Here is a 17,135-nt window from a genome sequence, read left to right on the forward strand (position 1 = left end):
GCAGCGTTCAGTATGCTCAGGGAGATGCGTGCTGACGGTCTGAACGTGCTGCTGGCTGCGCGGCGGTCGACGAAGTCGTTCGCCGCGACCTCGTTGCAGGTGGGGGAGCTTGATAGGCTGCTCAGCGCTGTTTTCGGTGTCGCTCCGGATGGCCGTCGCTCGTATGGATCGGCGCACGCACGGTACCCGGTGACGGCGACGGTTGTCGTCGGCGACGTTCGCGGACTGGCATCCGGGAGCTATCGCATCACCGGCAGCGGAGGTCTCCAGGAACCGGAGTACGGAGACCAACGCGAGCTGATTGCACAGTCGACGATCGACGCGCACTGGGCCGCATCGTGTCCGGCGCTTCTCGTGCTCAGTGCGAACGTGGGTGCGGAGCGTGCCGAGTTCGCGTCGCAGGCAGAAGGGCGCGGCGAGCGTTTCATCGCGATTGAAGTCGGGCTGATCGCACAGACGGTGCATCTCGTCGCCGCCGGACTCGATCTCGGAACGGTGCTGATCGCCGGGGTGCAAGATGAGGCGGCGCGGCGTCTGCCGGAGAGCATCGTTCCGCCTGGCGACGAGCTGCTGGCGGTCATGCCTCTCGGTCGAGCAACGCGTGACAGCACAGCTGCGTCTGGCTGACGCTGAGCAATCACCTGCACGGACTGGAAGCCAGCAAGTCTCTGGTCAGCGCGCTACCTCACAGGTAGTTCGTGAACGGTTGTCCCGGTGAAGGGTGTTGTTGGCTGTTCGTGTATATGTATGCTGACCTGGGATTTAGTTGATGGCCTTTAAGAGGTGGTGGCGGGGCTCTGGGGGCAAGCCTGCGGCCTCTGTGTCCTTGTCGATCTGGTCACCGGTCCGCCGTGCCATACTCAGCGAGTCGTCAACAGCGTGTCCACCTTGAATCTGCCGGGATCGCGGCCTCAGGTTCGCCTGGTTCGCTACATTGTGGGTACGCTAGTCGTCAAGTGTCCTGTGGATAACTTGTGGGCAACTCTGTGAACAGACTGTGGAAGGAGCGGATCATGGTGAACGCGCTTGACGTTGCTCGTTACGTCAAAACAACCGCTGACCTGAAGCAGTGGCAGAGCAAGGACCTTCAGAAGCTTGTGTACTTCACGCAGGCGTGGCACCTTGCGTGGACTGGCCGAGCGCTGTTCGATGAGCCGTTCGAGGCGTGGCCAGATGGACCAGTCGTCCGGAGCGTCTACGCGGAGAACAGATACGGAGACATGAAGGTGTCGGAGGTCGCGTTTGACGAAGAGACCTCCGGGATCTTGGACGCGATCATTGCTCACTACGCGCCGCTTGGCATGGATAAGCTCATCGCGCTGACACATGCAGATGCTCCGTGGATCGAAGCACGCAAGGGCCTTGATCCTGATGAGCCCTCTCGGAACGAGATCAGCATGAAGACGATGTTGGACTTCTACACCGCGCAGGCGCTTGTAGACGGCGACTCCGCTCCTTCGCGACCTGCGTACGTGGTGGAAGCCGACGCTGATGTTGTCCGATCAACCGCGGCCGACGTGATCGATAGGTGGTCGGAGGGGCTAGCGCTGCTCGCAACGCGGTGACGAGCTTTCTTTCCGCCGAGGAAGTCGTGGCAATCCACGACAGAGTTGCGCCCGAAGCGCCGCTACTCGACAGAGGCAAGCTGGACGGTGGCGTCGATCGCGCGAAAGTGTCATTCGATGGAGTGTTCCTCCACGAAACTATCTACGAGCAGGCGAGTGTGGTGCTCCACGGGATCTGCGCCGCGCACGCGTTTCTGGATGGGAACAAACGGACGGCATGGGTGTCTGCGATGACCTTCCTCGGTGTGAACGGTGTCGCAATACGTGACGTTGATACGGAGACATGGGTGTCGTACGTCGAAGGTGTTGCAAGAGGTGATCACTCCGAGCAGGACACGGCTATCTGGTTCGCAGCACTCGACCCGGCCAACCAAAGGCCGATAGGAGAATAGCTCAGGAGAGCGCGCTTTCTGGCTTCGGTGGGAGGGGCGCTCTCGTCGTGTCAGCTGGCGTCTGCTGCGTCGTGCACAGGAAGTCCGTCATGGAGTCCTTCGAGTCTGCCGTAGCGAACCTCGCATGATGCCGTCGTGTCCGCGCTCAGGCCGAGGGCATATCGGACCTCCTGGCCGACTGTGTCCTGCTCTGGTGTCACCTCCGGGAAGGGCAAGCTGTAGGCCTCTTCGAACGTTCTCGCATTGACCATCGTGCTTAGTGCGTTGAGCTCGGCGAGGTAGGCGCCGTGGACGTGTCGGAGGAGAACGGCGACCTCATCCGGCCAGATTCAGCAGTCATCGTCGAACAGCTCGATCGTCATCCGAATGTACCCGAGGTGGCGTGCTGCAACCGCCTTGGCATCGGCCAGGTTAGGCACGCCGCCCGTGAAGAGTCCATCAGAGCGCTGCTCTACCGGTAGTTCGTGAACGGTTGTCCCTGTGAAGGGCGTTGTTGGCTGTTCGTGTATATGTATGCTGACCTGGGATTTAGTTGACGGGCTTTATAGGTTACTGACGGCCTGAGAGGGCAGTTTCGCGGACTCTGTGCGGACTCGCGGAGCGCGCCGGCAAGGCTGGCCGTGGCCGCTTACATGGCTCTGGGGCCTCGTCGGTCGCGGCCGAAGGTGCGCCGTTCGATGAACGCCTTGAGGTCTGCTTCACGGATGCGCTGGTTCTTCCGAGTGTCGCCCAGCTCGACGACAGGGATCTCGCCGAGCTCGATGCGCTTGTGGACCCAGTCACGCCCGACACCGAGCAGCTTCGCGGCTTCCATGACCTTCAGCAGACGCTCTGTCACAGCGGTGAGCGTAGGCGTCGTAGGTGTCAGGAGAGGAAACGAGAGAAGGCAGCCCAGCTGTCCGTGGGGACTGCCTGCCGCCTTCTCTGCGCTAAGCATATCGCCGGGCGCAACTGCCGTCCAAGCCGTGGGTGACGAAGAAGGTCGGCTCAGCTGTCCGAGTGAACTGCCTGCCGACCTTCTCCGTGAAGCATACCGCCGCGCATCGTTGGCGTCCACGGCACGGGGGACAGAGCGAAGGTCGGCTCAGCTGTGCTTCTGCACTGCCTGCCGACCTTCGAGGACAGTCTACCCGTCGAGCTGACGGTGGCGAGATGCTCGCCCCGGCGCTCTCCTACGGGAGGGCGCCGGGGCGCCTTCGTCGTGCAGGAGCGCGGCGTGCCGAATCGCTCGGAGCCTAGTATCCGACGGTCGACGCTCCGTGTTCTGCCTGCTCTTGCGTGAAACCATCGAACACCAGTTGATCGATGAGCCCTTGTCGTGAGAACTCCATCAGATCGATGTAGGACTCTGCTTTCTCAGCAGCTTCCTTGTTCCAGTCGGGAGCCACGTTGTCGACCGCGAACGTTGCTTCCTCAGTCGTGAAACCATCGAACTCAAGCTGTTCGATCAGTCCATCGCGTGAGAATCCCATGAGATCGAGGTACGTCTCTGCTTTCCCGACAGCGTTTTCCTGCCCAACTGTGAGTGATGGCTTCTCTGGCTCAGGCTCGGGTTCTTCCGGTTCCGGCTCTTCTGCTTCATCCTGTGCTGCGGGCTCGTCGTTGGGCTCCTGAGTGGGTTCCTGCGTAGGTTCATCGGTCTGCGAAGCGGCCGGTGTTGCATCGTCGTCTGGATCATCTCCCAGACCGAGCGCGCCCCCGATCCCACCCAGGACGATGACGCCACCGATGATGCTCAGCGTGATCCAGAGTCCTTTGCGGGACTTCTTCGGCTGTTCCGGTGAACCGGCCGCATCCGTTGCTGGTTCGAGCCATTTCGAGCCGTCCCAGTAGCGGTTTTCGCCGTTCGCATGCGGCGCGGGGTACCACCCAGGTGTGGGCTGCTGATCGGTCATGTCTGATACTTCCTTGCTGCGGCTCATGGAGGTTGGGAGATATGTGCATCTTGATATATGACCGCGAGCGTAGCCCAGTGGCTCGACTGCTCCAGACCAGGAAGCGTGAAGTTTCACTAGTCGTTGCTGATTCGATACCGATGCTCGCTCTCCGGCCGCCATCGATATTTGCGTGCACTGGTGCTCGCCAAATTATGTCCAGCTGATCTTGCGCCCCTTCTGGCTTCGGCTGGGAGGGGCGCTCATCGTCGTGTACAACGGACGTATGGAGATCGCAGCGTTTGTAGTCGCTGTCGTCGCGGCTGGTGCCGCCACCGTCATGGCGTTCCTGGCTCACGGAGCGAACAAGCGCGCGCAAGAGGCGTTGGACCACGAGAGAAGGCTGGACGAGCGTCATCGCGAGTTCCGAGATGTGAGCTGGCACGGGAAGCTCGCCAGAGGGGATGGACGCCAGCCGGAGTTCCGACTTAAGAACACTGGTTTGACGGAGGCTCAGGATGTCGTTCTGCTGATCGTGCTACTCCGCGATGGCACGGTCCGCGCAGATTTCCCGCGGGTAGGTGCGGGTGAGGTTGTGCGTGTCTCGCTTGTCGGTAAGGGGACCGAATTGGCTCTCGAGGAGCAGCTGCACGACGGGGAGTCGCCATATAGGGTCCACTGGGCAAGCCCGAAGGGACACGTTGACGATCGCCGATTCGACGGAACGTCCTACTTCGGGGAGGCATAGATTCACTTGTCGTAGTCGAGGCTCGGGTCACCTCGGAGCTACCGCCAGTCGTCGAGCTCGATGATCCCTTCACCGTCCCCGGGGTGCTCACCGGCCGGCCATTCGATCCGGTACCCGCACTCCCGGCACTCGTCGCCCTCGACTGGCTGGTCCCGGGACAACGCCCGCAGGCGCCTGACCGATGCGGCCAAACCCGGGCCCCGGCCAGTGGCCGGGCGGAAAACGAGGGGCAGGAAGTTCTCGTATGACACGACGAAGGTCCTGCAGCGCGTCTGGGCGTTCAGCGGCGGGCAGCGCGGGAAGTATCTGGCCGTGTCGATGCCCTCGCTGGTGGAGGCGCTGGAGCGACACGGGGAGCTCATCCCCGGCCAGCGTCGTTACAGCCCCGAGGTCCGCGCAGAGCTGCTGTCGATGTCGGCGGCGACGATCGACCGTTACCTCGCCCCGGCGAGGGAGAAGGACCCTCTGTGCGGGCTGTCCGCGACGAAGCCGTCACCGCTGCTGCGGTCGTCGATCACGGTCCGAAAGGCCGGGGACGAGGTCGAGCAGACGCCGGGGTTCTTCGAGGGCGACACCGTCGCGCACTGCGGGCCGACGCTAAAGGGCGAGTTCTGCCGGACGCTGAACCTCACCGGCATGCACACCGGGTGGGTGTTCACCCGGTCGGTCCGCAACAACGCTCATCTGCATATCCTCGCCTCGCTCGGCGAGGCTCTCGAGCAGATCCCCTTCGAGGTCACCGGGCTCGACTTCGACAACGGTTCGGAGTTCATCAACCACGACGTGATCGACTGGGCCGCGGGACGGAAGATCTTCTTCACTCGCTCGCGTCCTTACCGGAAGAATGATCAGGCCACGATCGAATCAAAGAACGACCATCTCGTCCGCCGGAACGCGTTCCACTGGCGTTACGACACCGCTGATGCGCTGATGGTGTTGAACCGGCTCTGGCCGGTCGTGAATGACAGGATGAATTTCCTCACCCCGACGAAGAAGCCCATTGGGCGGAAGACGAGCCCGACAGGGCACAGAACGCGCGTCTACGACGCCCCGCGCACCCCGTTCGACAGGCTCCTGAACGCAGGCGTCCTGTCTCCCGCGCAGGAGCGAGAACTGATCGCTTACCGCGACGAGTTGAACCCGGCCGAGGTCGCTCGGCGGATCCAATCCATCCAGGACCGGCTCACCGCGATCGCCAAACGCGCGACGCTGGATCTCGAGGCATCACTCCTCACACCAGTGCCCGACACAGCGAGGGGCATCAAGATCCGGCGCGCGGGTTGACCACCACTTCGCGGACACTCCTATCTGAGGCACCGTCACACTTCACGGGCAATCTGACATGAGGCACCTCGGGCACTTCACCCCGGCGCTCTCCTGCGGGAGGGCGCCGGGGCGCTTTCGTGTTGATTCTAGCTTGTGCAATGCATCATAGTGATGTAGAATAGAGCTATAACAACAGAGAGGAGGAAATGGGCAAGAAGAAGCGGAACGCGCAGATCGCATCGCTCGGAACCCTGATGTTGGGAATCGCAGCACTGATCACCGCGATCGGGTCGCTCTTCAAGAACTGAAAACGGGGCCGGAGATAGTGGAAGTATCTCCGGCCCCTACCGCCCACTTTCACACACCATCATGAGAACCGCACTCACTATCGCCGCCGCTGCCGCGGCAGTGTTCGTCGCCGTCCGCACGATCGGAGACGACACGTTCACAGGGATCATGGCGTTCGGCGCGGCCGGGCTCGCGCTGGCGTCGCTCGCGTTCGGACGGGAGGACGCCGAATGACCGCCTACCTGTCACGCAAGCAAGTCGCCGAGCGCATCGGCGTCGCACAGACCACGTTGAGCCGCTACAAGCTCCCCGACCCTGACGCGACGATCGGAGACATACGCGGGTGGCTCCCCGAGACGATCGACACCTGGAACGCCGGACGCCCGGGAAGTGGCAACTGGAAGTGACCCCGGCGCTCGTTGGCGTATACGCGAGAACGTGGAACAATCGCCATCGTGCTCATGTTCCCCTCCATGAAGGCAAGCAAGCTGCAGAAGCTGCTTGAGCGGGAACTGGGCTACTGGGTGGACTCGACACGCGGGTCGCACAAGAAGATGAAGTCCAACGACTACCCAACGTTGACCTTCTCGTTCCATAATGGCGTCGAGGTGCCGAAGGGGCTCGTTCGTAAGACTCTCCTCAAGGACGTCGGTCTGACAGAGGATGAAGCTGCACGGTTACTAGGGATAGGGTGAGCAGATGCGACAGATCGCAGTGACCTACCACCATGAAGATGGGGCGTGGTGGGCGGAAGCCCCGACTGCTCCGGGGTTCAGCGCATTGGCTACCACGCGTGATGAACTCGACCGTATGGTGCGCGAAGGGCTCGAGTTCCACTTCGATGGCGAGCCAGTCGGTGTGCTCCGGTACGACGAGACTGGTGCAGCGCTCGACGCCCGAGCTGCTTTCGCGCCCAGTCTGAGACTCGACCGGAGCTGGTGGACCATAACGGAGTCCGACGCCGTCGCGCGCGCAGAGTCACAACCTCAGCTCGTGTCCCGTTCTCGATCCGTCTCTATCTCGAAGTCAGCGACCACGGGGGCCTCCGCGTGAGTGAGGTGGCAGCAGCGTCGGACATCTCGGTGGTCATGGCTGACTTTGCCAACACGGACCAGGGGGGAAAGCTCAACGTGGTCGGTGGGAACGTTCGTGTCCTCGGCTATGAACCGATGCAGGGGGTCACATCGCGATTTGCGATTGCGATCACCATCACCGCCCCCGCGAGTGTCTTGCCTACGGACCTCGCCATCGAAGCAGCGCTCACCAGTGGCGGCGAGGTCGTCGAATTGCCCGGACCGGCCGAGCCACAGGCCGTTCGCGTCGCTCAGACTGCGAATCTGGCCAGCAACAGCACTGCGCCACAGCCCATCCGTGACCATCTAGGGGCGAGCCACACCATTGTCCTGGATTTTTCGGCAGGTCTCCCGCTAACTCCGGGAGGTGAGTACAGCTGGCGTGTTCAGATCGACGGGGACCGTGAGCACGAGGTCAACTATCGTTTTGCAGTCTTAGGTCCACCCGCGCCACCTGTATTCGGCTGAAATGAACTTGCGCCCCTTCTGGCTTTGGCTGGGAGGGGCGCTTTCCTCGTTGCGTGCCGGAACGTCGCGTCGGCACCGCCGTTGCACGCATTGCCCGCACCATTATGACCCGACCTGAGCAAGCTATCCGCCGTCCTCCGCGAGAACCAAGGTCTGCCACTAGAGAGTCGGGGCCGAGTCCAGCTGCCCAGTCGCGCCGAGACCCCAGATCGGTCTGCTCCTCACCGTCCGCAACAGCTCGTACGATGAACGCATGACAGACCCACTAAACGCGATCGCATCGCTTGCGTCCGCCGGAAATGCGACGGACCCCGTAGCGGCCGAGGCAGCGAAGGTCGGGGGGACGCTCTGGTCGAATCTCCTCGGCCCGGCGACGAAGGCGTACGGCGCACACTTCGGAGCCCGGGTAGAGCTGTGGTCTAGAAACGATCTCGCGCAACGTGTGCTCAATCGCGCTGCCAAGAAGACCGACATGACGAAGCCGGGGACTGTGCCGCCCAGAGTTGCATCAGATGTCTTCGATAAGGCTCAGTGGGCGGACGACGAGTTCGTTGCGGAGTACCTCAGCGGTGTGTTGGCGTCATCGCGGACGCCGGACGCCGGACGCCGGACGTCGCTGACGACAGGGGTGTCACTTGGACGGCGCTCGTGGGCCGGCTGTCCGCAGACCAGTTGCGTCTTCACTACATCATCTTCCAAGAGTTCCGCCGCTTGGCAGCAGGCATCGAGTTCGAAGCGCTGACCGACGTGCTCAACTGGCCCCTCGTGTTTCGTCAGTATGACCTGATGGACGCGATGGGGCTCGACCGGGAAACTGCGAGCATTCATCGCGTTCTGGAAGCCGCATACGGTTTGGTCGCGGAGGGTATTTTGGAGGCGAATCTATCCCACGGTTCGGCTGACTACATGGAGAGGACAAAACAGAAGAGGTATCACTTTCCGGGTGGAGTAGGCGACTACCTCGTGCTCCGCGTCACGACCCGAGGGGCAACGTTATTCCTGCATGCTCATGGTCAAGGCACGGCCTGGGCCACGGCGATTCTTGACGCGGACATTCAATTGACAATCGACTGGCCCGATGGGCATGAGGTCCCCGCCGTCCCGGTTCAGTGGCTATCGGATTTCGAGAAGCCTCAGCAGTAGGTGCCCCTTTGTCAGGCTGGCGCACGCTCTCGAGTCACCCGGCTTTTCTCGTCGGTTTCCTGTGCTGAGCATGTCGTCAGCGCCAGTCATCGAGGTCGACGATCCCCTCACCGTCACCAGGATGCTCACCACTGGGCCATTCGAGCCGGTACCCGCACTCCCAGCACTCGTCGCCCTCACCCTCGGGATCCGGATCGATGGACTGGGCTGACGATGTGCGTGTTCTCAGCGTCGTCAAGTACACGTACTGCATGACAACAAATGAACCGCCTGTCGTCTTCACGCTGCAGCAGGTGGCTGAGATCCTTCAACTCTCGTACGACCTCGTGCGCGACAAGGTGTACGCCGGCGCGTGGCCGCACGTGAAGTTCTCCGAGCGGAACCGGCGCATGACACAGGAGCAGATCGAACGCCTGATCGAGACGGTCACGCATGAGCCAACGGACTCGGCTCTCACATCCCGGTCAGCTGCGCATCAGCGGACGAAGAGCGTGCAAGCCATGCTGCGCGCAATTTCTTGAAGACACCCCACGTCGGTTTGCACCCGGCGCAAGCTGGGATGTCGGTGGTCGATGGGATGATGGCCGCGCTCGGGAGGGTCTCGGGCGGGAGAGGAACGACGAGATGGCTGACCGGTCAAGCACGGGCGCGGCGCTCTACGCCGCGATCGCTGACGAGCTCGCATCAATCCAGAAGTCGAACATGGTGCCTTCGGCACGGGTTGCATGCGTTCGGGAGCTTGCTCTTGCGTATCGCTACGTCAGTGGTGGTGCGCAGCCCGGCAACGGAATTGTTGACAAGTAGGTTTCTGTGCAGAAGCCCCGGTTGCCTCTCTCGGAGGGTCGGGGCTTCTGTCTGGGCGCGGTCTGTCTACGGGTGCTTTGTGCCGCGCTGGCTCTGGCGCAGCACCCAAGCGAGCTCCTCGAGGTCGCGGTGCGGGTTCCCGCTGGACTGCAGCACGACGTCGCCGCCGATCAGCGATGCCGCCATACCTGGTGTGATCGGCTGTGAACTGCTTCCGCGTACGTCCCCGTCAGCGAATCGTCCCGCAGTGCCTGGAATGTACGTCCCACCGAACTCATCAGCTACAACGTGCATGATCTGCTCGGAACAAACGCGCTTCGCCGGTGACAGAGGGATGTACGCTTCTCCACCGGTCTCGTCCTCCGCCCACACGCGCCACTCGCCTGCGCGTGCGATCTCAGCAACGTGATGTTCGCTGACGCTTCCGTTCGCATGGTCGAGACGATGCCGCCGTCGGCTTTCGTGAGTCCGCCTGTACCGCCGATACCGGTCGCGATCTGCACCTTCTTGGTGGAGTTCAAGGCGATGAACCGGTCGATTGCTGACTGTGCGATTGTCGTGTCTGCCGTGACCTTGATGTTCTCCTCTTCGGGGATTCGGTTCGATGCGTCCGCGACATCCTCGAGCTGGCCGACGACCTCGCCGGTGGGGCCGTACATCTTCTTGGCTCAGGCCTTCGACTTGTCGGGCACGACGCCCATCTGCGTGAGCATGTCGACGATCCGGCCCGGCCGGTGTTGTAGGCCGCTGTCGCGTCTTCGACGGTGCCGCCGTTCTCGAGGACTGCTAGGACCGGTTCTTTCGCTGTCTGCTCGATTCCCGCGAACGTGTCGCGCATCTCGATGCCCGCGTTCGACGTGCCGTGCATCGCCTCCTGGCCGTCGTGCCCGGCCGCGATGAACTCCTCCAGGTCGGCCACGGAGTCGTTGATGGCCTGTTTCAGGTTGTCCTGCGTCTGCTGCACGCCGTACGCCTCGGTCGAGAAGTGCCGGAAAACTGGCCTGCCGATTGCATGAACAGGATCCTTGCACCGACGCATGGCGCCATGCACGCTTCGGGAGGCCACAGTCGTAGCCGCCGGGTAGCGCACTTTACGCGCGCCGGAAGTTAACGACGCCAGTCCAGAGGGTTGCCCTACCGGTAGTTCGTGAACTGCAGGTCGACGTCGAGGTCCATTGACTTGAGCAGCTGGATGACCTCCTGAAGGTCGTCGCGCTTCTTGCTCGAGACGCGCACCTCGTCGCCCTGGATCTGCGCCTTCACGCCTTTGGGGCCCTCGTCGCGGATGATCTTCGTGATCTTCTTGCCGTTCTCCTGATCGATGCCGTCCTTCAGTGACGACACGATGCGGTACTCCTTGCCGCTGGAGTACGGCTCACCGGCTTCGAGACTCTTCAGCGAGATGCCGCGCTTGATGAGCTTCGACTGGAAGACGTCGAGTGCGGCCGTTGCGCGGTCTTCGCTGTTCGCCTTGATCAGGATCTGCTCGCCGCTCCACGCCACCGAGGTCTCCGTGCCGCGGAAGTCGTAGCGCTGCTCCACCTCTTTGCGCGCCTGGTTGAGGGCGTTGTCGGCCTCCTGCTGATCCACCTTCGAGACGATGTCGAACGAACTGTCCGCCATAGGTCGGCACCTCCGTGTCGGGGGCTTGCGCCCATCCGGTTTAGTGGCCATCAGCCTACCGAGTGCCCGCGGCATCAGCCCACTGCCCGGCGCGACCTTCTTACAATGGCCGTGGCCCGGATGATCCGAAGCGGATGAGGAGTGCGCATGCGGCCGATGACCGAGAACGAACTGTTCGACTCGTTCGTGAACGCCACGGACGATGAGTTGCGAGTGGCCACTGTGCCGCACGACTTCCCGCTCGTCGAGTGGGACCACACGGACTTCCTGGCCTGGGCTGACCCGCACGCTCGGGGGCGCGGGTACATCGCGGCCGAGGTCGACGGCGATGTGGCCGCGATCGTGCTCCGCCGCGCGCAGGGGACCTCCAGCGTGCACCAGTCGTTCTGCAACCTGTGCCGCACGATGCAGCCGGGCAATCAGGTCGCCCTGTTCACGGCCAGAAAGTCCGGAGAAGAGGGGCGGCACGGCGACAGCATCGGCACGTACATCTGCTCCGACATGTCGTGCCACGAGAACGTCCGCCTCGCGATGCCGCTCGCCCCGAACGAGTACCGCACGAGCGTCGACATGAAGATCGACAACACCGCAGGCCGCGTCCGCGACTTCGTCGCGCAGATCGTTCGGAACGAATGAACAGAGTTCCGACATCCGGATCATGCTGCGTGAGCGCATCCGGATGTCGTCGGGCGTCATCTGCGGCGTGACTCCCGCGAATCGCCAGCTGGCCAGCCGATTTTTGGTGCGGACCTGGCGTGGGTAATATGGTTGATCGCGCCTCCGATCGGCTGAACAAGTCGGTTGGGTGCGCACTCGGCGGGTTACCCGAGCGGCCAAAGGGGGCTGACTGTAAATCAGCTGGCACTGCCTACGGGGGTTCGAATCCCTCACCCGCCACCAAAGATCCCTCACGATCAGGAGCATGCTCCGGATCGTGAGGGATTTCGGTTCTGCGGGCGCGGGGCCTTCGACTCGGGAGGGCCGTTCTCCACAGGCGCACCGCGATGCGTCTCCACAGGGCGCAGTTCCCCATTCCGCATGGCATGGGCCCGTGACAGGATCGACGCATGGACCAAGTTGAGCTGACGTCACCGAAGCAGAGCATGTCGAAGCTCGTCCGCGGTGCGATCTACATCGCCATCGGGGCGCTCGTGCTCGCGGCGGTCGTATGCGTCGTCTGGGTGTTCATTCCCGATCAGGGCGACCTCATCGGCCGTGCGTTCGTCACCGTGCTCCTGCTCTCCGGCTTCTCGGGCGCCGTACTGCTCGACGCGAACCTCGCGAACAGGCGCTCGGACTGGCTCGTGCTCGCGAGCACCGCGTCGTGGGTCATCGCGCTGCTCGTCGGCGCGTTCAAGATATGGGCGCCGCGCGGCGAGGAGGAGACCTTCGCCTGGGAGGTCGTACGCCTGTGGGAGCTGCTGCTCGTCATCGGTCTGGTCCAACTGGCACTGCTGCATCAGCGGCTCTACTGGCGTGCGCATGCGCGCTACGTCACCGGGCTCACGCGCACGATCGCGATTGTGACGACCGTGTTCCTGATCGCGCTCGTCGGCAAGCTCACCTTCTACCTCGCCGTTCCGCACCTGATTCACTTCAGCGACTGGTACTGGCGCGTCACGGTTGCGCTCGCGATCCTTGCGAGCGTCGGCACGCTTCTCGTGCCGTTGTTGAACGCTCTGTTCGCTCCGCGGCCGGTTCGTCCGATGGCGCCGAGTGCTCCGCCAAGCAGCGTACCCGGGGCACCGAGTGGGCAGCCTGCCGCGTCAGCTGGCGACCGTCAGCCGTGGCCGATGTTCCCCGACGGTCGCACGCCGCTGCCGTACCTGCCGAACGGACAGCCCGACTTCGCGGCTGCACAGACGGGCGTGCCATCACCCGGTGCGCAGTTCTGGGGTGCACCGCAGCAGCCCGCCCCCATGCAGCCGTCGCCGGTCCAGCAGCAGCCGCAGCCGCGTCAGGGCGGCGACGCGCAGGCCCCGGGGTCGATTCCTCCACGGCCTGCTCCGCCCGCGCCGTCGTCCGGTGTCGCACCGCCCGAGCACCGGTAGCGTAGGGAACATGGCGCACCTTTCAGACCTGCAGCAGTTGGCACGCGAGATCGCGATCGAAGCGGGTGACCTGGCGAAGCGTCGGCGTTCTGAAGGCGTGTCGATCGCCGCGAGCAAGTCGACGCTCGCGGACATCGTGACCGAGGCCGACCGCGAGGTCGAAGCGCTGGTGAAGCAGCGCATCTCGGCTGTGCGGCCTGACGATGGGTTCCTCGGTGAGGAATCGGGGGAAGCCAGCGGTGACAGCGGCGTGACCTGGGTCGTCGACCCGATCGACGGCACCGTGAACTATGCGTTCGGAATGCCGACCTATGCAGTGAGCATCGCCGTCGTCGAGGGGAGCGACCCGCAGACCTGGCGCCCCTTGGTCGGAGTCGTGTATGCGCCCGCGCTGGGCGAGCTGTTCTCCGCCGCGGCAGGGGAAGGCGCATGGCTCGGGGAGGAGCGCCTCACCGTCACGGACGACGTGACGGCCGGAGCGCTGATCTCGACGGGGTTCGGCTACGACCCTGCATCGCACGCCGATCAGCTCGCCGTCGTGCAGCGAGTGATGCCGCTCGCACGCGACCTGCGCAGACTCGGCGCCGCGTCCCTCGATCTCGCCTACGTCGCCGCAGGGCGCATGGACGCTTATTACGAGCGCGGCCTCAACCCGTGGGATTATGCGGCCGGTGCGCTTCTCGTGACGGAGGCTGGAGGCAGATTGGGGTGGCACGCTCCGGACGAACAGGACAGGGCGATGCTCGTCAGCGGCAGTCCTGCGATCTTCGACCGCCTGTACAAGACGGTCGCACCGTAGGGCGCTCGGCCTTCGAGGCATTGGCAGGGCAAGGGTGAGGGTGCATCTGGACCGCCGTGCCCTGGCCGCGATGGAGAGCCGATCTGTGGACAACCGCCGGAACATTCATCCACACCCCGTGTCGGAAGTGGCAATTCCCAGACGGACCCGTTAGCCTAGTTACCAGTTCGTTACCTTGTCCGTGATGGATCGCACGTGATCCTCACAACCCGAGGACGAGGCCGGACCTCCCCTTCTGAGCGCGGTACCCGTCGCGCCCGACCGAAAGACGCCGAGTACTCCCGTGCCTTCAGAAGCCATGACGACCGAGCAGCCCACCGGGCGCTCGGTCGGCGACCCCGATGGCGATGTCGCGACGGCGACGAGCACGCCGCTGACCAGGCGTCAGCTGCGCGAGGCGGCGCGAGCCGCTTCGAGCCGTGCGGTGGCGGCAGACGCGGCAACGACCGAGGTGGAACTCGACTCGGAACGCGACCCCATCGTCGCGGAGCCGGTCGCTGAGGCCTGTGAGGCCGCGGCACAGCAGGGCGCCGACGCGTTCGAAGCCGCGGCGAAGGCGCTGAACTTCACGGGCGAGACATCGGTCATCGTCGATCGTGTGCAGACGCGAGCGACGGCCGGCCGGCGGAATGTGTCCGCGGATGCTGTTCGACCGGGCACACGTTCGCGTCGCATCATGACCACCGCGGCTGCATCCCTCAGCGCCATGGCTGCAGTCGGTCTGCTCGCCATTGGTCTGACGACCCCGCTCGGTGCGATTGTGGGCGCCCAGGAGAACGAGCCGACGGCTGCGGCGCTGTCGTCGTCTGACGCTGAGTCGGATGAAGGCGAGGAGATCCAGGCCTTCGTCGCGGCGGAGGGCGCGCAGGCTCCGCAGCTCGACCGCATCGACGACTACGAGACCGCCAGCTTCGCCGACATGGCGGAGGTCGCAGGCATCGACACGGCTGGCGCGTTCTTCGCCAACGACCCGACGGCCGATATCCAGTGGCCGTTCGCCGCAGGAACGAGCATGAGTTACGGCTACGGCATGCGCTCAGGTCGCCTTCACGCCGGCATCGACTTCACTCCAGGCAGCGGCGCCCCGATCCAAGCGATCGCCGACGGCACAGTGCGAGTCGCCACAGAATCGGGCGGCGGCTACGGCGTGACCGTATACATCGATCACGTCGTCGACGGCGAGGTGATCACGAGTCACTACGCGCACATGCAGTACGGCTCGCTGCGCGTCACCGCGGGTCAGAAGGTCGAAGTGGGCGACGTTGTGGGCCTGACGGGCGACACCGGCCACTCGTTCGGTGCGCACTTGCACTTCGAGCTGCTGCGCGGCGAGGCGACGTTCGACCCGATGCCGTGGCTTCAAGAGCACGCGGGGACGCACTTCACGGACAGCGAATCGAAACCGGATGACGGCGATGTCGACTTCGCGAGCGAAGACTCCGAGAGCGACACGCAATAGTCCGACTCGATTGGCGGGATCATCCGGCCGAGTGATAAACTTTCCTGGTTGCGCCGAGAGGCGAAACACGCCCCGATAGCTCAGTGGTAGAGCACTTCCATGGTAAGGAAGGGGTCGTCAGTTCAATCCTGACTCGGGGCTCGCAGCATCCGTCGGATGCCGTGCGGCAGGGTAGCTCAGTTGGTGAGAGCGCACGACTCATAATCGTGAGGTCGCGGGTTCAAGCCCCGCTCCTGCTACAGAACGTCAGATCAGCCCCGGTTTTTGCCGGGGCTTTTCGCCGCCCTGCCGTCATGCGTCAGAGGATCACGGGTTCTCGGGGAGATCCCGGCACGCTCGCAGTAGCCTTTGGGCATGCGTCGTGCCTCGGTGGCGGTGGCCGCCCTCTTGTCTGCCGGTCTGCTCTTCGGATGTGCGCCGAACGGCGCCTCCGCCCCCGAGACGCCGTTGCCTGAGACCTCGAGCCCGACGCCCAACCCGAGCCCCACGCCCACGGCGTCGCCGGCAGAGCAGGCCGTTGCCGAGATGTCGACCGAGGAGCAGGCCGCGAGCGTTGTGATGGGCACTGTCGCCACGACCGACACGACCACGCTGCACGACTACATGGCGCACGGCTACGGCGGCTTCATCCTGATGTCCGAGAACGTGCCGGCCACTGCGGACGAGCTTCGCGCCGTGACCTCATCGCTCGTCGTCGACGAAGCCATGCCGCCGCTGATCGCCATCGACCAGGAAGGCGGCGTCGTCTCCCGCCTGCCCTGGGACGACGCCGCCACCGCGCAGACGCTGCAGTCGAGCCCGGCATCCGAGGCTCAGTCAGCGTTCGACCGGCGAGGCGAACTCGTCGCCGAGGCTGGAGCCAACGTGAACTTCGGCATCGTCGCCGATGTTCCGGCCGACACCGCTTCGTTCATCGCGCCGCGGGCGCTCGGCACGGATCCGGCATCTGCTGCCGAGCGCGTCGCCGGCGCAGTCGAGGGCGAGACCTCGCACGTGTACTCGACCTTGAAGCACTTCCCTGGCCACGGAGCGGCCCCCGGAGACTCGCACCAGAGCATCCCGTCGACGACGCTCAGCCTCGACGACTGGCATGAGGCGGATGCCGTGCCGTTCGAAGCGGGCATCGATGCGGGCGCCGAACTGCTCATGTTCGGACACCTCGCCTACACCTCGGTCGATGAGACGCCGGCGTCGCTGTCGGCACGGTGGCACGAGATCGCGCGCGATGAGCTCGGCTTCGACGGCGTCATGATCACCGACGACCTCGGTATGCTCGCCTCATCCGGAGACGCCGCCTACGCCGATCCGGTCGCGAACGCCGTGGCTGCGATCGCCGCAGGCAACGATATGGTGCTGATGATCGCGACCTCCACACCCGATACAGCGGGAGCTATCGCCGACGGCATCGCACAGGCGGTGGAGGCAGGGGAGCTGCCGGCCGACAGACTCCGCGACGCTGCCGAGCACGTCGCGGCGCTCCGTCTCGACGCGGCGGAATAGACCGCCGTTCGCTCAGCGAACTGCGCACGCTTTCGACATCCGGGCGTTGAAACCTGCGCATCTCGGCGAGAAGTGCGCATCT

The 17,135-nt window shown here is 64.0% G+C and carries 21 protein-coding genes and 3 tRNA genes; 20 read left to right on the plus strand and 4 right to left on the minus strand.

From position 1 onward, the window contains the following. The first annotated feature begins 24 nt into the window (after positions 1 to 24). From DZG09_RS06330 to DZG09_RS06340, 3 genes are all read left to right on the plus strand, one after another. Complete coding sequence (locus DZG09_RS06330; RefSeq protein WP_162893186.1) at positions 25 to 627, plus strand: SagB/ThcOx family dehydrogenase; 603 nt, start codon at positions 25 to 27, stop codon at positions 625 to 627. A gap of 386 nt (positions 628 to 1,013) precedes the next feature. Next, the gene (locus DZG09_RS06335; RefSeq protein WP_119696777.1) at positions 1,014 to 1,565 is read left to right on the plus strand and encodes a Panacea domain-containing protein; all 552 of its coding nucleotides are present in this window, start codon (positions 1,014 to 1,016) and stop codon (positions 1,563 to 1,565) included. After that, positions 1,562 to 1,957, plus strand: coding sequence for a type II toxin-antitoxin system death-on-curing family toxin (locus tag DZG09_RS06340; protein ID WP_119696778.1), 396 nt, complete (start codon positions 1,562 to 1,564; stop codon positions 1,955 to 1,957). Before DZG09_RS06335 ends, DZG09_RS06340 begins: the two co-directional genes overlap by 4 nt. A gap of 628 nt (positions 1,958 to 2,585) precedes the next feature. Here the strand turns inward: DZG09_RS06340 and DZG09_RS06350 are convergent. Together DZG09_RS06350 and DZG09_RS06355 are read right to left on the minus strand one after the other, a co-directional pair. After that, positions 2,586 to 2,795 (minus strand): helix-turn-helix domain-containing protein, encoded by a 210-nt coding sequence (locus DZG09_RS06350; protein WP_119696780.1) that lies wholly within the window; start codon positions 2,793 to 2,795, stop codon positions 2,586 to 2,588. Positions 2,796 to 3,192: 397 nt separating this feature from the next. Beyond that, on the minus strand, positions 3,193 to 3,852 hold the full coding sequence (locus tag DZG09_RS06355) for an Ltp family lipoprotein (RefSeq protein WP_162893187.1): 660 nt from the start codon (positions 3,850 to 3,852) through the stop codon (positions 3,193 to 3,195). 265 nt (positions 3,853 to 4,117) lie between these two features. On the opposite strand from DZG09_RS06355, the gene DZG09_RS06360 reads away from it, so the two are divergent. The 9 genes from DZG09_RS06360 to DZG09_RS06395 all read left to right on the plus strand — a co-directional run bounded on the left by DZG09_RS06360 (position 4,118) and on the right by DZG09_RS06395 (position 9,338). Continuing rightward, positions 4,118 to 4,579: a hypothetical protein gene (locus tag DZG09_RS06360; RefSeq protein WP_162893188.1), complete on the plus strand. Its 462-nt coding sequence runs from the start codon at positions 4,118 to 4,120 to the stop codon at positions 4,577 to 4,579. A gap of 312 nt (positions 4,580 to 4,891) precedes the next feature. Continuing rightward, complete coding sequence (locus tag DZG09_RS06365) at positions 4,892 to 5,863, plus strand: integrase catalytic domain-containing protein (RefSeq protein ID WP_205529077.1); 972 nt, start codon at positions 4,892 to 4,894, stop codon at positions 5,861 to 5,863. A gap of 351 nt (positions 5,864 to 6,214) precedes the next feature. Beyond that, positions 6,215 to 6,367, plus strand: a complete 153-nt coding sequence (locus tag DZG09_RS16540) for a hypothetical protein (RefSeq protein WP_162893189.1) — start codon at positions 6,215 to 6,217, stop codon at positions 6,365 to 6,367. Next, positions 6,364 to 6,540 carry a helix-turn-helix domain-containing protein gene (locus tag DZG09_RS06370; RefSeq protein WP_119696783.1) on the plus strand — a complete coding sequence of 59 codons (177 nt, stop codon included), beginning with the start codon at positions 6,364 to 6,366 and terminating at the stop codon, positions 6,538 to 6,540. The genes DZG09_RS16540 and DZG09_RS06370 overlap by 4 nt, the downstream gene beginning before the upstream one ends. A gap of 54 nt (positions 6,541 to 6,594) precedes the next feature. Further along, entirely contained in the window at positions 6,595 to 6,828 is a 234-nt protein-coding gene (locus tag DZG09_RS06375) for a type II toxin-antitoxin system HicA family toxin (protein ID WP_240423854.1), read from the plus strand. Positions 6,829 to 7,182: 354 nt separating this feature from the next. Continuing rightward, positions 7,183 to 7,674 carry a DUF6941 family protein gene (locus tag DZG09_RS06385; protein WP_119696786.1) on the plus strand — a complete coding sequence of 164 codons (492 nt, stop codon included), beginning with the start codon at positions 7,183 to 7,185 and terminating at the stop codon, positions 7,672 to 7,674. 648 nt (positions 7,675 to 8,322) lie between these two features. Further along, positions 8,323 to 8,817, plus strand: coding sequence for a hypothetical protein (locus DZG09_RS06390; RefSeq protein ID WP_119696787.1), 495 nt, complete (start codon positions 8,323 to 8,325; stop codon positions 8,815 to 8,817). 70 nt (positions 8,818 to 8,887) lie between these two features. Further along, the gene (locus DZG09_RS16545; RefSeq protein WP_162893190.1) at positions 8,888 to 9,028 is read left to right on the plus strand and encodes a hypothetical protein; all 141 of its coding nucleotides are present in this window, start codon (positions 8,888 to 8,890) and stop codon (positions 9,026 to 9,028) included. A gap of 40 nt (positions 9,029 to 9,068) precedes the next feature. After that, the gene (locus DZG09_RS06395; RefSeq protein ID WP_162893191.1) at positions 9,069 to 9,338 is read left to right on the plus strand and encodes a helix-turn-helix domain-containing protein; all 270 of its coding nucleotides are present in this window, start codon (positions 9,069 to 9,071) and stop codon (positions 9,336 to 9,338) included. Positions 9,339 to 9,902: 564 nt separating this feature from the next. On the opposite strand, the gene DZG09_RS06400 is transcribed toward DZG09_RS06395, so the two are convergent. Continuing rightward, positions 9,903 to 10,280 carry a hypothetical protein gene (locus DZG09_RS06400; RefSeq protein ID WP_119696789.1) on the minus strand — a complete coding sequence of 126 codons (378 nt, stop codon included), beginning with the start codon at positions 10,278 to 10,280 and terminating at the stop codon, positions 9,903 to 9,905. A 475-nt stretch (positions 10,281 to 10,755) separates the two neighbouring features. Beyond that, entirely contained in the window at positions 10,756 to 11,244 is a 489-nt protein-coding gene (locus DZG09_RS06405) for a YajQ family cyclic di-GMP-binding protein (protein WP_119696790.1), read from the minus strand. Positions 11,245 to 11,400: 156 nt separating this feature from the next. Here DZG09_RS06405 and DZG09_RS06410 point away from each other — a divergent pair, with 156 nt between their 5' ends. From DZG09_RS06410 to DZG09_RS06445, 8 genes are all read left to right on the plus strand, one after another. Further along, complete coding sequence (locus DZG09_RS06410; protein WP_338039981.1) at positions 11,401 to 11,880, plus strand: FBP domain-containing protein; 480 nt, start codon at positions 11,401 to 11,403, stop codon at positions 11,878 to 11,880. A gap of 179 nt (positions 11,881 to 12,059) precedes the next feature. Continuing rightward, positions 12,060 to 12,144 (plus strand) — tRNA-Tyr (locus DZG09_RS06415). 167 nt (positions 12,145 to 12,311) lie between these two features. After that, positions 12,312 to 13,295, plus strand: coding sequence for a hypothetical protein (locus DZG09_RS06420; RefSeq protein ID WP_119696792.1), 984 nt, complete (start codon positions 12,312 to 12,314; stop codon positions 13,293 to 13,295). Between the two features lie 10 nt (positions 13,296 to 13,305). After that, positions 13,306 to 14,094 carry an inositol monophosphatase family protein gene (locus DZG09_RS06425; protein WP_119696793.1) on the plus strand — a complete coding sequence of 263 codons (789 nt, stop codon included), beginning with the start codon at positions 13,306 to 13,308 and terminating at the stop codon, positions 14,092 to 14,094. A gap of 298 nt (positions 14,095 to 14,392) precedes the next feature. After that, a complete protein-coding gene (locus tag DZG09_RS06430; RefSeq protein WP_119696794.1) occupies positions 14,393 to 15,553 on the plus strand; it encodes a M23 family metallopeptidase in 1,161 nt (386 codons plus the stop codon). 69 nt (positions 15,554 to 15,622) lie between these two features. Next, positions 15,623 to 15,694, plus strand: a tRNA-Thr gene (locus DZG09_RS06435). 24 nt (positions 15,695 to 15,718) lie between these two features. Continuing rightward, a tRNA-Met gene (locus DZG09_RS06440) sits at positions 15,719 to 15,792 on the plus strand. A gap of 115 nt (positions 15,793 to 15,907) precedes the next feature. Continuing rightward, complete coding sequence (locus DZG09_RS06445; RefSeq protein ID WP_240423742.1) at positions 15,908 to 17,053, plus strand: glycoside hydrolase family 3 N-terminal domain-containing protein; 1,146 nt, start codon at positions 15,908 to 15,910, stop codon at positions 17,051 to 17,053. Positions 17,054 to 17,135: the final 82 nt, after the last annotated feature.

The sequence above is a fragment of the Microbacterium halotolerans genome (assembly GCF_003569805.1).
Taxonomy (GTDB): Bacteria; Actinomycetota; Actinomycetes; order Actinomycetales; family Microbacteriaceae; genus Microbacterium; species Microbacterium halotolerans.

What these genes read in the sequence shown, in the direction of transcription:
- DZG09_RS16545 (WP_162893190.1), top strand. Translation starts at nt 8,888, where the DNA reads ATGTCGTCAGCGCCAGTCATCGAGGTCGACGATCCCCTCACCGTCACC.
- DZG09_RS16540 (WP_162893189.1), top strand. Translation starts at nt 6,215, where the DNA reads ATGAGAACCGCACTCACTATCGCCGCCGCTGCCGCGGCAGTGTTCGTC.
- DZG09_RS06395 (WP_162893191.1), top strand. Translation starts at nt 9,069, where the DNA reads ATGACAACAAATGAACCGCCTGTCGTCTTCACGCTGCAGCAGGTGGCT.
- DZG09_RS06430 (WP_119696794.1), top strand. Translation starts at nt 14,393, where the DNA reads ATGACGACCGAGCAGCCCACCGGGCGCTCGGTCGGCGACCCCGATGGC.
- DZG09_RS06370 (WP_119696783.1), top strand. Translation starts at nt 6,364, where the DNA reads ATGACCGCCTACCTGTCACGCAAGCAAGTCGCCGAGCGCATCGGCGTC.
- DZG09_RS06355 (WP_162893187.1), bottom strand. Translation starts at nt 3,852, where the DNA reads ATGACCGATCAGCAGCCCACACCTGGGTGGTACCCCGCGCCGCATGCG.
- DZG09_RS06420 (WP_119696792.1), top strand. Translation starts at nt 12,312, where the DNA reads ATGGACCAAGTTGAGCTGACGTCACCGAAGCAGAGCATGTCGAAGCTC.
- DZG09_RS06400 (WP_119696789.1), bottom strand. Translation starts at nt 10,280, where the DNA reads ATGTACGGCCCCACCGGCGAGGTCGTCGGCCAGCTCGAGGATGTCGCG.
- DZG09_RS06410 (WP_338039981.1), top strand. Translation starts at nt 11,401, where the DNA reads ATGACCGAGAACGAACTGTTCGACTCGTTCGTGAACGCCACGGACGAT.
- DZG09_RS06375 (WP_240423854.1), top strand. Translation starts at nt 6,595, where the DNA reads ATGTTCCCCTCCATGAAGGCAAGCAAGCTGCAGAAGCTGCTTGAGCGG.
- DZG09_RS06445 (WP_240423742.1), top strand. Translation starts at nt 15,908, where the DNA reads ATGCGTCGTGCCTCGGTGGCGGTGGCCGCCCTCTTGTCTGCCGGTCTG.
- DZG09_RS06330 (WP_162893186.1), top strand. Translation starts at nt 25, where the DNA reads ATGCGTGCTGACGGTCTGAACGTGCTGCTGGCTGCGCGGCGGTCGACG.
- DZG09_RS06335 (WP_119696777.1), top strand. Translation starts at nt 1,014, where the DNA reads ATGGTGAACGCGCTTGACGTTGCTCGTTACGTCAAAACAACCGCTGAC.
- DZG09_RS06360 (WP_162893188.1), top strand. Translation starts at nt 4,118, where the DNA reads ATGGAGATCGCAGCGTTTGTAGTCGCTGTCGTCGCGGCTGGTGCCGCC.
- DZG09_RS06405 (WP_119696790.1), bottom strand. Translation starts at nt 11,244, where the DNA reads ATGGCGGACAGTTCGTTCGACATCGTCTCGAAGGTGGATCAGCAGGAG.
- DZG09_RS06425 (WP_119696793.1), top strand. Translation starts at nt 13,306, where the DNA reads ATGGCGCACCTTTCAGACCTGCAGCAGTTGGCACGCGAGATCGCGATC.